The sequence below is a fragment of the Polaromonas sp. P4_H1 genome, assembly GCF_056400945.1.
The window spans coordinates 156,793-169,201 of the sequence record NZ_JBFUKG010000001.1; the positions used below are offsets into that span (position 1 = coordinate 156,793).

Annotated in this window: 9 protein-coding genes; 4 read left to right on the forward strand and 5 right to left on the reverse strand. The window is 64.5% G+C overall.

Annotated features, from left to right (window positions below):
* Positions 1-33 precede the first annotated feature (33 nt).
* The 3 genes from gcl to glxR all read left to right on the forward strand — a co-directional run bounded on the left by gcl (position 34) and on the right by glxR (position 3,650).
* On the forward strand, positions 34-1,830 hold the full coding sequence (gene gcl / locus AC1DS5_RS00740; RefSeq protein ID WP_477716334.1) for a glyoxylate carboligase: 1,797 nt from the start codon (positions 34-36) through the stop codon (positions 1,828-1,830).
* Positions 1,831-1,892: 62 nt separating this feature from the next.
* The gene (gene hyi, locus AC1DS5_RS00745; RefSeq protein WP_477716335.1) at positions 1,893-2,672 is read left to right on the forward strand and encodes a hydroxypyruvate isomerase; all 780 of its coding nucleotides are present in this window, start codon (positions 1,893-1,895) and stop codon (positions 2,670-2,672) included.
* Between the two features lie 48 nt (positions 2,673-2,720).
* Positions 2,721-3,650, forward strand: a complete 930-nt coding sequence (gene glxR / locus AC1DS5_RS00750) for a 2-hydroxy-3-oxopropionate reductase (protein ID WP_477716336.1) — start codon at positions 2,721-2,723, stop codon at positions 3,648-3,650.
* A gap of 109 nt (positions 3,651-3,759) precedes the next feature.
* Here the strand turns inward: glxR and AC1DS5_RS00755 are convergent, their stop codons facing one another.
* The 3 genes from AC1DS5_RS00755 to AC1DS5_RS00765 form a co-directional block, all read right to left on the reverse strand.
* Positions 3,760-5,163: a MipA/OmpV family protein gene (locus AC1DS5_RS00755; protein WP_477716337.1), complete on the reverse strand. Its 1,404-nt coding sequence runs from the start codon at positions 5,161-5,163 to the stop codon at positions 3,760-3,762.
* A 324-nt stretch (positions 5,164-5,487) separates the two neighbouring features.
* Positions 5,488-5,979 carry a single-stranded DNA-binding protein gene (gene ssb / locus AC1DS5_RS00760; protein ID WP_477716338.1) on the reverse strand — a complete coding sequence of 164 codons (492 nt, stop codon included), beginning with the start codon at positions 5,977-5,979 and terminating at the stop codon, positions 5,488-5,490.
* Between the two features lie 23 nt (positions 5,980-6,002).
* Complete coding sequence (locus AC1DS5_RS00765) at positions 6,003-7,238, reverse strand: MFS transporter (RefSeq protein ID WP_477716729.1); 1,236 nt, start codon at positions 7,236-7,238, stop codon at positions 6,003-6,005.
* A gap of 165 nt (positions 7,239-7,403) precedes the next feature.
* On the opposite strand from AC1DS5_RS00765, the gene uvrA reads away from it, so the two are divergent.
* Complete coding sequence (gene uvrA, locus AC1DS5_RS00770; protein ID WP_477716730.1) at positions 7,404-10,457, forward strand: excinuclease ABC subunit UvrA; 3,054 nt, start codon at positions 7,404-7,406, stop codon at positions 10,455-10,457.
* A gap of 48 nt (positions 10,458-10,505) precedes the next feature.
* On the opposite strand, the gene AC1DS5_RS00775 is transcribed toward uvrA, so the two are convergent.
* Complete coding sequence (locus tag AC1DS5_RS00775) at positions 10,506-11,336, reverse strand: amidohydrolase family protein (RefSeq protein ID WP_477716339.1); 831 nt, start codon at positions 11,334-11,336, stop codon at positions 10,506-10,508.
* Between the two features lie 61 nt (positions 11,337-11,397).
* Positions 11,398-12,405 (reverse strand): NAD(P)-dependent oxidoreductase, encoded by a 1,008-nt coding sequence (locus AC1DS5_RS00780; RefSeq protein ID WP_477716340.1) that lies wholly within the window; start codon positions 12,403-12,405, stop codon positions 11,398-11,400.
* Positions 12,406-12,409: the final 4 nt, after the last annotated feature.

Genomic DNA, 12,409 nt, shown 5'->3' on the forward strand with positions numbered 1-12,409 from the left:
AGCCAGTTCAAAGCCACCCCAAGGAGACTCTCAATGGCAAAAATGAAGGCTGCAATGGCCGCCGTGCTCGTGATGGAAAAAGAAGGCGTGACCCAGGCCTTTGGCGTGCCGGGCGCGGCCATCAACCCGCTGTACGCCGCGCTGCGCGAGCGCCAGTCCATCACCCACATCCTGGCGCGTCACGTGGAAGGCGCCTCCCACATGGCCGAGGGCTATACCCGCGCCAAAGCCGGCAACATTGGCGTGTGCATAGGCACCAGCGGCCCGGCCGGCACCGACATGATCACCGGGCTCTACTCGGCGATTGCCGACAGCATTCCGATCCTGTGCATCACCGGCCAGGCGCCGCGGGCGCGGCTCTACAAGGAAGACTTCCAGGCGGTCGATATCGAGTCGATCTCCAAGCCGGTGACCAAATGGAGCGTGACGGTGCGCGAGCCGGCCCAGGTGCCGCGCGCCTTCCAGCAAGCCTTTCACCTGATGCGTTCGGGCCGCCCCGGCCCGGTGCTGATTGACCTGCCGTTCGACGTGCAGATGGCCGAAATCGAATTCGACATCGACACCTACGAACCGCTGCCGGTCTACAAGCCGGCGGCCAGCCGCAAGCAGATCGAAAAGGCGCTGGACATGCTGGCCGCCGCCTCCAAGCCGCTGATCGTCGCCGGTGGCGGCATCATCAATGCCGATGCGACCGACCTGCTGGTCGAGTTCGCCGAGCTGACCGGCGTGCCGGTGATTCCCACGCTGATGGGCTGGGGCAGCATTCCCGACGACCATCCGCTGATGGCGGGCATGTGCGGCCTGCAGACCAGCCACCGCTACGGCAACGCCACCATGCTGGCCAGTGACTTCGTGTTTGGCATCGGCAACCGCTGGGCCAACCGCCACACCGGCTCGCCCGAGGTGTATTGCAAGGGCCGCACCTTTGTCCACGTCGACATCGAGCCGACGCAGATCGGCCGCGTGTTCAACCCCGACTTCGGCATCGTCAGCGATGCCAAGGCCGCGTTGACGCTGCTGGTCGAGGTGGCCCGCGAGCGCAAGGCCGCGAAGCGGCTGCGGGACTATAGCGACTGGGCCGCACGCTGCGCCGAGCGCAAGAAACTGATGCACCGCAAGTCGCACTTCACCGAGACACCGATCAAGCCGATGCGGGTGTACGAGGAGATGAACAAGGTGTTTCCGCGCGACACGATTTACGTGACGACCATCGGCCTGTCGCAAATTGCCGGCGCGCAATTCCTCAACGTCTACGGGCCGCGCCAGTGGATCAACTGCGGCCAGGCCGGCCCGCTGGGCTGGACGATTCCGGCCGCGCTGGGCGTGGTGGCGGCTGACCCGACGCGCACGGTGGTGGGCCTGTCAGGCGACTACGACTTCCAGTTCCTGATGGAAGAGCTGGCCGTCGGTGCGCAGTTCAACCTGCCCTATGTGCAGGTGCTGGTGAACAACAGCTACCTGGGCCTGATTCGCCAGAGCCAGCGCGGCTTCGACATGGACTACTGCGTGCAGCTGGCCTTTGAAAACCAGAACGTGCCGGCAGGCGAAGGCGATCTGCGCAGCTACGGCGTCGATCACCAGGCCGTGGTGCAAGGCCTGGGCTGCAGATCCCTGCGCGTCACCGACCCGGAGAAGATTGAATCGGCGATGGTCGAGGCCCAGGCCATGGCGCGCAAATACCGTGTGCCGGTGGTGGTGGAAGTGATCCTGGAAAAGGTCACCAACATTGCAATGGGCACCGAGATCGACAAGGTCAACGAGTTTGAAGACATTGACTGCCGCCATCCCAAGGGCCGCGAGGGCCTGGAGCTGGCCGGCCTGCTGGAGTAAGGCCGCGGCAACGCAGTCATTGACGACCCCACTCGCCCATACCTACCACTCACATTCAAGACATGCCAAGATTTTCAGCCAACCTCAGCATGCTCTTCACCGAGCATGCGTTCCTCGACCGCTTTGAGCCTGCCGCGAAAGCCGGCTTCAAGGCCGTGGAGTTTCTTTTCCCCTATGCCTTCAGCATCGAGGACATCAAGTCCAGGCTGGACCGCCATGGCCTGCAACTGGTGCTGCACAACCTGCCGGCCGGCAACTGGGAGGCCGGCGAGCGCGGCATCGCCTGCCATCCGGATCGCGTCGAGGAGTTTCGCGCCGGCGTGGCACAGGCCATCACCTATGCCCAGGCGCTGGGCGTGCGCCAGCTCAACTGCCTGGCGGGCAAGGCGCCCGCGGGTGTCGACAACGCGCTGCTGCGGCAGACCTTTGTGGACAACCTGCGCCATGCGGCGGCGGCGCTGAAGAAGGCGGACCTCAAGCTGCTGATCGAACCCATCAATACCTTTGACATCCCGGGCTTTTACCTGAACCGCACGGCGCAGGCGCTCGAAATACTGGACGAAGTGCGGGCCGACAACGCCTTCGTGCAATACGACATCTACCACGCACAGCGCATGGAGGGCGAACTGGCAGCGACCATGCAAAAGCATTTGCCGCGCATTGGCCACATACAGCTGGCCGACAACCCGGGCCGCAACGAGCCGGGCACGGGCGAGATCAATTACGCCTTTCTGTTCGCCCATCTGGACCGCATCGGCTACGACGGCTGGATTGGCTGCGAATACAAGCCTGCGGGCACCACGGAAGCGGGCCTCGGCTGGCGCGAACGCCTGGCAGCCTGAAGACCTCACCTCCATTTTTTTCGACAAGTTTTCGACAAGGACTTTCTGATGACATCCCAACCCCTGAAAATCGGTTTTATCGGCCTCGGCATCATGGGCGCGCCCATGGCGGGCCACCTGATCAACGCAGGCCACCAGCTGTTTGTGTTCTCGCAGGCCAAACTGCCCGCCAGCATTGCCAGCAGCAACGCCACCCAGTGCCTGAACGCCCGCGGCGTGGCCGAGCGCGCCGACGTCATCATCATCATGGTGCCCGACACGCCCGATGTGGAAGCCGTGCTGTTCGGCGAGACCGGCGTGGCCAGCGGGCTCGCCATGCCGCCTCCGGGATCGGTCGCTCCCCGCAAGACGGTGGTGGACATGAGTTCCATCTCGCCGATCGCCACCAAAACCTTTGCACAAAAGATCAACGCGCTGGGCTGCGATTACCTCGATGCGCCAGTCTCGGGCGGCGAAGTGGGCGCCAAGAATGCCACGCTCTCCATCATGGTTGGCGGTGACGAGGCGGTGTTCGGACGCATCAAGCCGCTGTTTGACCTCATGGGCAAAAACATCACATTGGTGGGCGGCAACGGCGATGGCCAGACAGCCAAGGTCGCCAACCAGATCATCGTCGCGCTCAACATCGAGGCCGTGGCCGAAGCGTTGCTGTTTGCCGCCCGCGCCGGTGCCGATCCGGCGCGTGTGCGCCAGGCCCTGATGGGCGGTTTCGCCTCGTCAAAAATCCTGGAGGTGCATGGCGAACGCATGGTCAAACGCACGTTCGACCCCGGGTTCCGCATTGAGCTGCACCAAAAGGATTTGAACCTGGCCCTGTCCAGCGCCCGCGCGCTTGGCGTCTCGCTGCCCAACACCGCCACAGCCCAGGAACTCTTCAATTCCTGTGTGGCCCACGGCGGCAAAGCCTGGGACCACTCGGCCATGGTCCGCGCGCTGGAGAAGCTGGCCAACTTCGAGATCGGGCAAAAGGCGGAATGATGGGGCGGGCCGCGCAGGAAGCCGTCAACTTGATGGCATCTTGCGCCCGGCACTGACGTTCCCCAGCCGCTACTGACTACTGACTATTGGCTCACGTACCAGGCCGCTCTCAAAGCGCCGTCTCGACATAGGTGTAGATGTAGTTGGAGCCACCGTTGACGCTGCCCAGCAGGCGTGACGCGCCAAAAATGCCGGAACGGTGCGACACCCCGAAGCCGATATAGGTTTCTTTCAGCGTGCGCGAGCCCAGCAGGTCGCCCAGGCTCACATCAATTGTCGGGTCCAGATAGTTGAGCAGGCGCGAAGCCGTTTTCCCGGCAGCGGCCTGGCTGGACGCCTCGATATAAGGCGCCCGTTGCGCCGCGGACAGGCCCACGCCGAACCCCAGCCGTGTCTTGACCCGGTTGCTCCACGGAAAGCCGGAGTAGACGGCTTTCATGAAGAGGTCCAGTTGCGCCCCATTGGCCTGCAGTCCGCGTTCGTTGTGCTGCGTCAGGCCCACATAGCCGACAAAATCAAGCGGCCAGCCATTGACGTTCCGGATGAAGGGTTTGCCGACCTGAATGCCGGCAATGCTGGTCGCGTTGTTGCTGGCCGTTGACAGGCAGCGTGCCGTGAGGATCTTGACCAGGTGGCAGCCGTCTTCCGTTGATTTGCCATAGAGCAGCTTGAAGTACGTGGGCGAGCCGTCTTCGGCCCACTCACGCTTGTGGCCGCCGAAGTCATAGGCTGCGCCTACATAAACGGCGGGCAGCACGCTTTTCTGCACAATGGAGCTGTCCTTCGCCTTGCGGCTCAGCACCGTGGCGGACACGCCAGCCAGCAGGCGCCAGCGTTCCGATACATCGTAGGAGCCATACAAGCCCATCGAGGTGTTGATGCCCGCACCTGGCGAATAGGCCGGGCGGTCGGGCGTGGCCTCACTGGCTCGCACACCGTAGTAATAGTTGTTGAGCTTGGCATCACGCAGCGCCACGGTCACGCTGGGGCGCAGCATCCAGGGCCCGGAGCGCCAGTCATAGGTGTAGCCCAGGCGAAACTCGCTTCCCTTGGAGGTGTTGCCGATGTCATGCAGCAACTCGGCCTGAAGCGTGCCCCAGGGCTGGCGATAGCGGTAAGACAGGCCGCCGTCCAGGCCGGAGTCGCGGGTCGCCATGCCGGCCAGCCCGGCGGGCAGCCGATTCGCCGGGAAGCCCTCCAGGCGCTGCTCCACAAACAGGTCCAGCCGCTGCTCACTGCCGTTGAGCATTTTCACGCCAACCCGGTTGGCATGCAGAAACAGCCGCTCGCCCTCGTACAGATAAAGCGGCAGCAGGTCGTAGCGGGTGCCGCCATCCCGGTAGGGCGAGCGTTCGACGCGGGTGACGAGGCCGAGTCCGGCACTGCCGGGGGTCGACAGGATATTCGTCAACGGCTCCAGGTCAGGGGCCGCACGGGCGGGCACCATGGCCGACAAACCAGCCGCCACCAAAGCCGCGCCCCAAAAACTGCGCAAAAGTAAGATGCTTTTCATCGTTGATCTTGTTTTTTGAAGATTTTTTGATGCCCAAGCTTCAAAGCAGCAAGCTGACCTTGACTGCCCCTGACTGACCTTGAAATTCATTGCCTACATGCTATCGGCGAACAGCCCTGGCAGCGCGCCGCGCTTGTAAGGAAACGCGCCATCCATGCCCAGGCCCGCATCCCGCATTACCCCGCTGCGTGGCCGGCCCTGACCCGCTCAGCCTGTCAGGCTCGCAAAATAGCCGGGTTCAGCTATTTATTCAATAGCGCCCCAGTATCAAAAAAGCCCGCCAAAGCGGGCTTTTAGAGGATTCTCAAGGCCGGTGCTGATGCATCAAAACGGAATGTCGTCATCCATATCGTCGAAGCCGCTGGCCGCCTTGGTCGGCGCGGGAGCCTGCCGCGGCGCTGCAGCGGGTGCCCGGGCTGCGGGGCGGGCCGGTGGTGCCTCATAGCCGCCGCCATCGTCCCCCCCGGGGCCGCCCATGCCCTGGCGGCTGCCCAGCATTTGCATCTGGTCGGCACGGATTTCGGTGGTGTACTTTTCCTGGCCGTCCTTGTCGGTCCATTTGCGCGTGCGCAGTGAACCCTCGACGTAAACCTGCGAGCCCTTGCGCAGGTACTGGCCGACAATTTCGGCGAGACGGCCGTTGAACACCACGCGGTGCCATTCGGTGGCCTCTTTCATTTCACCGGACTGCTTGTCCTTCCACTTGTCGGTGGTGGCGATGGTGACGTTGGCCACCTGGTCGCCGCTGGGAAAGCTGCGCATTTCGGGGTCGCGCCCCAGATTGCCGACGATGATGACTTTGTTGACGGATGCCATGACGTGTTCTCCTGATCTATCTGTCAGAGTTTAACTGGCTGGCCCGCCAGCGGGCCAGCGCTGCCTGAAACCGCCGCGGCACGGCGCCCCGGCGCCTGCATCGGCCAGGCGACCAGCAGCCACAGCAGCATCAGGCCGCCGCACAGCAGGAAAAGCCCCTGGGCCCCGTGTGTCTTGGTCACCCAGCCGCCCACCGCGCCGCCGGCAAAAAAGCCCAGAGACTGCAGCGTGTTGTAGACGCCCAGCGCCGCACCGCGCGCATGCGCTGGCGCCACGCGTGAGGCCATGCTGGGCTGGCTGGCTTCCAGCACGTTGAAGCCGCAAAAAAACAGGAACAGCAGCAGGGCGAGCCAGCTGAGGCTGTGCGCCTCCGGCGCGGTGTGGGACGCCGCCCAGAGCAGCCCCAGCTGCACCACAAAAATCAGTCCCACGGCCCCCAGAAACACCGCACGCAGATAGCCCCGCCTTTCCAGCGGGAAGAGCGTCATGCCCATCACGCCGAACGAAGCCAGCACAGCCGGCAAATAGACCTGCCAGTGCTGGCTTTTGTCCAGTCCGGCGGCAACCAGCAGCGCAGGAATGGCCACCCACATGGCCAGTTGCACCGCATGCAGGACGAACACCCCGAAATCCAGCCGCAGCAGCGCGGCGTCCTTCAACACCTCCGCCACGCTGCCGCGCGGCCGGTTGACGTGGTCCACCGGCTCGGGCGGCACCCACCACAGGACGACGGCAATGCCGCCCAGCGCCAGCGCACCCGTCAGGGCGAACAGGCCGTGCAGCCCGATGTAGCCCGCCAGCAGGGGCGCGATCACCAGCGACAGGGCAAACATCAGGGCAATGCTGGCGCCGACCAGCGCCATGGCCTTGGTGCGCACCTCGTCACGGGTGGCATCCGCCAGCAAGGCCGTGACCGCGGCCGAAATCGCCCCTGCGCCCTGCAGCGAGCGGCCGGCAATGAGCCAGTTCAGGTCTGGCGCCCAGGCGGCCACAAAGCTGCCCAGGGCAAATAGCAGCAGCCCGGCAATGATCACCCGCTTGCGGCCCCACCAGTCGGACGCGATGCCAAACGGAATTTGCAGCACGCCCTGGGTCAGCCCGTAAATGCCCATGGCCATCCCGACGCGCGCAGGGTCGTCGCCGCCGGGATATCTGGCAGCTTCCAGGGCAAACACCGGCAGCACCAGAAAGAGGCCCAGCATGCGCAGGGCGAAAATCGAGGCCAGCGACGCGCTGGCGCGTCGCTCGGTAGCGGTCATCGGGATCGACAAAGAGACAGAAGACACGGCAAAAGGGCTAAAAAAGGGACGGAAATGGAGAAAAAGGGAGAAAAAGGGCGAATCAACCGGTCAAAGCCCGCGAAACGGGCTCCGCAGCGCGGTGCGAAGCCGTCTATTGTGCTCGAAACGGCTCTTCGGTCTATGATGGAGAGTTTTGCGGCCCCCTTCCCTGTGAACTCTCCTGACGATAGCAAATACCTTGCCAGCGTGCTCGCCGCCCAGCGCATCAGCATTCGCGGGGCGCGCACGCACAACCTCAAGAACATCGACCTCGACATTCCGCGCAACCAGCTGGTGGTGATCACCGGGCTGAGCGGGTCGGGCAAGTCCTCGCTCGCCTTTGACACCCTGTATGCCGAGGGCCAGCGCCGTTATGTGGAAAGCCTGTCCACCTATGCGCGGCAGTTTTTGCAGCTGATGGACAAGCCCGACGTGGACATGATCGAGGGCCTGTCGCCCGCGATATCCATCGAGCAGAAAGCCACCTCGCACAACCCGCGCTCGACCGTAGGCACGGTGACGGAAATCCACGATTACCTGCGCCTGCTGTTTGCACGCGCCGGCACACCCTATTGCCCGGAGCACGACCTGCCGCTGCAGGCGCAAAGCGTCAGCGAAATGGTTGACGCCGTGCTGGCCCTGCCCGAGGACACCAAGCTGATGATCCTGGCGCCCGTGGCGCGCGAGCGCAAGGGCGAGTTTGTCGAGGTATTTGCCGACATGCAGGCCCAGGGCTATGTGCGCTTTCGCGTCGACGGCACGGCCTATGAATTTGACGACCTGCCCAAACTCAAGAAGGCCGAGAAGCACAACATCGACGTGGTGATTGACCGCGTCAAGGTGCGCAGCGACATGCAGCAGCGGCTGGCCGAAAGCTTTGAAGCGGCGCTGCGCCTGGCCGACGGCAAGGCGATTGCACTCGAAATGGACACGGAGAAGGAGCACCTGTTCAGCGCCAAATTCTCCTGCCCGGTCTGCAGCTACTCGCTCAGCGAGATGGAGCCGCGGCTGTTCTCCTTCAACTCGCCCGTGGGCGCCTGCCCGAATTGCGACGGCCTCGGTCACCGGGAGTTTTTCGACCCGGCCCGCGTGGTGGCCTTTCCCTCTTTGAGCCTGGCCAGCGGCGCCGTCAAGGGCTGGGACCGGCGCAACGGCTATTACTTCTCCATGCTGGAGAGCCTGGCCCGGCATTACCAGTTTGACATTGACACGGCCTTTGAAGACCTGCCCGCCAACGTTCAGCAGGTGGTACTGCGCGGCTCCGGAGAAGAAGAGATCAAGTTCAGCTACGTGATGGACTCGGGCAATTCCGCAGGCAAGAAAGTCAGCAAGAAGCATCCGTTTGAAGGCGTGATCACCAACTTTGAACGCCGCTACCGCGAGACCGACTCTGCCGCCGTGCGCGAAGAACTGGCGCGCTACCGCGGGGTGCAGCCCTGCCCCGACTGCGAGGGCACGCGCCTGCGCACCGAGGCCCGCCACGTCTACCTGGTCAGCGCGCCGGACGAGGGCGCCGATGCCTCGGCACGCGGCAACCGCAAGGCCATCTACGAAATCAGCCAGACCACCCTGCGCGAAAGCTTTGACTATTTCAACCTGCTGAAGATGCAGGGCGCCAAGGCCGAAATTGCCGCCAAGGTGGTGCGCGAGATCGGCCTGCGCCTGAAGTTCCTCAACGACGTGGGACTGAATTACCTGAGCCTGGACCGCAGCGCCGAGACCCTCTCGGGTGGCGAATCGCAGCGCATCCGGCTGGCCTCGCAGATCGGCTCGGGCCTGACCGGCGTGATGTATGTGCTCGACGAGCCCAGCATCGGCCTGCACCAGCGCGACAACGACCGCCTGATCGGCACGCTCAAGCACCTGCGCGACATCGGCAACAGCGTGCTGGTGGTCGAGCATGACGAAGACATGATCCGCGCGGCCGACCATGTGATCGACATGGGGCCGGGCGCTGGCATCCACGGCGGGCGCGTGATGGCGCAGGGCACGTTTGAAGAGGTCAAGGCCCACCCGGACTCGCTGACCGGCAAATACCTGGCCCAGACCCTGAAGATCGCCGTGCCCACGCGCCGCACACCCTGGCTGCCCACCGTGAAGGCCGTCGAAGCTGCCGAGAAAAAGAAGCTCTCGCGCTTTCCGCAAAGCCCCGCCGCAGAGCGCCGTGCCGCACGCGAAGCCGTGCACCAGGCCACGCTGGGCGACATGCAGGCCCTGCGCGTGATCAACGCCACGGGCCACAACCTGAAGGGCGTGAACGTCGAGTTTCCGGTGGGCCTGCTCACCTGCGTCACCGGCGTCTCGGGTTCGGGCAAGTCCACGCTGGTCAACGACACGCTGTACGCGGCCGTGGCGCGCACGCTGTACCGCGCGCATGAAGAGCCGGCAGCCCACGACGCCATTGAAGGCATCGAGCACTTCGACAAGGTCATCAACGTCGACCAGTCACCGATTGGCCGCACGCCGCGCAGCAACCCGGCCACCTACACCGGCCTGTTCACACCGATCCGCGAGCTGATGGCCGAAATGAACACGGCGCGCGAACGCGGCTATGGCGCCGGGCGCTTCAGCTTCAACGTCGCCGGCGGCCGCTGCGAGGCCTGCCAGGGCGACGGCGTGGTGAAGGTCGAGATGCACTTTCTGCCGGATGTCTATGTGCCCTGCGACGTCTGCAAGGGCATGCGCTACAACCGCGAAACGCTGGAAGTGCAATACAAGGGCAAAAACATCGCGCAGATACTGGACCTCACGGTCGAGGTGGCCGCCGAATTTTTCAAGGCCGTCCCCACGATTGCGCGCAAGCTGCACACGCTGCTCGATGTGGGCCTCTCGTACATCAAGCTCGGCCAGGCCGCGACCACGCTGTCGGGCGGCGAGGCGCAGCGTGTCAAACTCGCGCTGGAGCTTTCCAAGCGCGACACCGGCCGCACGCTTTACATCCTGGACGAGCCGACCACCGGCCTGCACTTTGCCGATATTGATTTGCTGCTCAAGGTGCTGCACCAGCTGCGCGACGCGGGCAACACGATCGTGGTGATCGAGCACAACCTCGATGTCATCAAGACCGCCGACTGGCTGATCGACATGGGGCCGGAAGGCGGCGCGGGCGGCGGCACGGTGGTGGGCGTGGGCACGCCGGAAGCCATTGCGGCCAACCCCGAGAGCCACACCGGACGTTATCTCCAGCGGCTGCTCTGACCGGCGCCGGACTGGCGCCGTCAGCGGCATCGCCTGCCGCATCGTCTTTTAAGTGAGCGCCTGAAAACCGTACAGCTGCGCCGGGTTGTCCACCAGGATTTTCCGGCGCACCGCATCGCTGGCGGTCCAGGAAAACAGCAGGTCGTACATCGCAACATTCGAGGGCGCGGGGTTGCGCCCCGGATGCGGCCAGTTGCTGGCCCAGAGGCAGCGCTCGGGAAACTTCTCGGCCAGCGTGCGCGCCAGCAGGCTGACATCGTCATAGCCGGGTGCGCCCGTCTGGGAAGTTTCGTACGGCGCCGACAGCTTGACCCATGCGCGGCCGGTATCCAGTATGCGCAGCAGCGACTGGAACGAGGCATGGTCGGGACTGACCGGCTCGAGGAATTTCCCGTTGTGATCGATCACCAGCTGGCAGGGCAGGCGTTTCAGCACTTCTTCATGGTCCGGCAGATGGCGGCCATCGAGCTGCAGGTTGATCATCCAGCCGAAGTGCTTCAGCCGTGCCGCCATCGGCTCCAGCGAATCCCAGGGCAGCATGCCGCCCAGCATCATGTAACGCACGCCGCGCATGCCGCCGTCATGCAGGCGTTCGATGTCGGCGTCGGGCACATCCGGTGCGACCAGCGCAATGCCGCGGGCGGCGTCGCCGAGCTGGGCCAGCGCGTCCAGGGTGCAGCTGTTGTCCCAGCCGTAACCCGTTGGCTGCACGATGACGGCGCGCGAAAGGCCCAGCGCCCGCTGCACCTCACGGTAGGCCGACACGGGCGAGTGCGGCGGAATCACCGCCACATTCGGGATCAGGGGGTACTTGTCTTCGTAAATGTGCACATGGCAGTCGCACGCGCCGTCGTAAGTCGTGTTGTGGGTGGCTTGCATAAAAGTTTTCCGGAATTTCCGTTGGGGTCAAAAAGGTCTGGCCGGCCGTGAGCGCCCGGGCTCAGGCCGGCTGCTGCGTGCCGAACGCCAGATGCCAGCGGTGCGCCTGCTGGGCGTTCACGGCGCCCTGCGGTACCCGCCCCTGCAGGATGTCGGCGACCTGCGCGACGGTTTCCAGGGCCTGGTGTTCGACCGCCGGCGGGGTCAGGCCGCCGATGTGCGGCGTGGCGATCACGCGCGGATGCGCCGCCACCCGGGGCGAGGGCATCTGGTCAGGCGCGCGGCCCACGTCGACGGCGCAGCCGGCAATCGTGCCGGCGTCCAGCGCGGCCAGCAGCGCCGATTCATCGACCAGGTTGCCGCGCGAGGCGTTGATGAAAAACGCGCCGGGCTTCATCATGGCAAAGGCCTGGGCGTTCATCATGTTTTCGGTGGCCTCGGTCGCAGCGGCCAGGCAGACCACATAGTCGGCTTCCTCCAGCAGCGGCGTGAGGCCGGTTTGCACCAGTTCCTGGCGGTCGGTGCGCGTGTAGGGGTCGTACACCACGATGCGCATGCCGAGCGCCAGCGCCACATCGCACAGGTACCGGCTGATCTGGCCATAGCCGATCACGCCCAGGGTGGCGCCGCGCAACTCGCGCCCCATCAGGGGAGCGACCGGACGGCCCGCATGGTAGAGCGCGGCCGATGCGCTGATGTGCCGGCTCAGGTCAATCATCACGCCGATGATCCACTCGGACACCGAGGCAATAAAACCGGCGCTGGCCTGTGTCACCAGGACACCGTACCGGCTGGCGGCAGGGACATCGATATTGCGGATGTCGATGGCGCAGCGGACAAAGGCCTTGAGTTGCGGCAGCGCTGCAAACAGCGCTTCATCGCCCTGCGTCTGCCGGTAGGAAATGATCACATCGCAGTCCTGCGCCAGCGTCGCCAGTTCCTGCGACGACAGATCGGTATCGCCGGGATTGAAGCGCACATCGGCCAGCGCCTGCAGTGCGGCGGTGGCGCGGGTGCCGAAATAGTGGGCGAGGCTGGTTCGGGGGTGGCTTACAAAAACCGTTGTCATTCCA

Coding starts and splice junctions, on each gene's coding strand:
- gcl (WP_477716334.1), top strand. CDS start 34: ATGGCAAAAATGAAGGCTGCAATGGCCGCCGTGCTCGTGATGGAAAAA.
- hyi (WP_477716335.1), top strand. CDS start 1,893: ATGCCAAGATTTTCAGCCAACCTCAGCATGCTCTTCACCGAGCATGCG.
- glxR (WP_477716336.1), top strand. CDS start 2,721: ATGACATCCCAACCCCTGAAAATCGGTTTTATCGGCCTCGGCATCATG.
- AC1DS5_RS00755 (WP_477716337.1), bottom strand. CDS start 5,163: ATGAAAAGCATCTTACTTTTGCGCAGTTTTTGGGGCGCGGCTTTGGTG.
- ssb (WP_477716338.1), bottom strand. CDS start 5,979: ATGGCATCCGTCAACAAAGTCATCATCGTCGGCAATCTGGGGCGCGAC.
- AC1DS5_RS00765 (WP_477716729.1), bottom strand. CDS start 7,238: ATGACCGCTACCGAGCGACGCGCCAGCGCGTCGCTGGCCTCGATTTTC.
- uvrA (WP_477716730.1), top strand. CDS start 7,404: ATGGAGAGTTTTGCGGCCCCCTTCCCTGTGAACTCTCCTGACGATAGC.
- AC1DS5_RS00775 (WP_477716339.1), bottom strand. CDS start 11,336: ATGCAAGCCACCCACAACACGACTTACGACGGCGCGTGCGACTGCCAT.
- AC1DS5_RS00780 (WP_477716340.1), bottom strand. CDS start 12,405: ATGACAACGGTTTTTGTAAGCCACCCCCGAACCAGCCTCGCCCACTAT.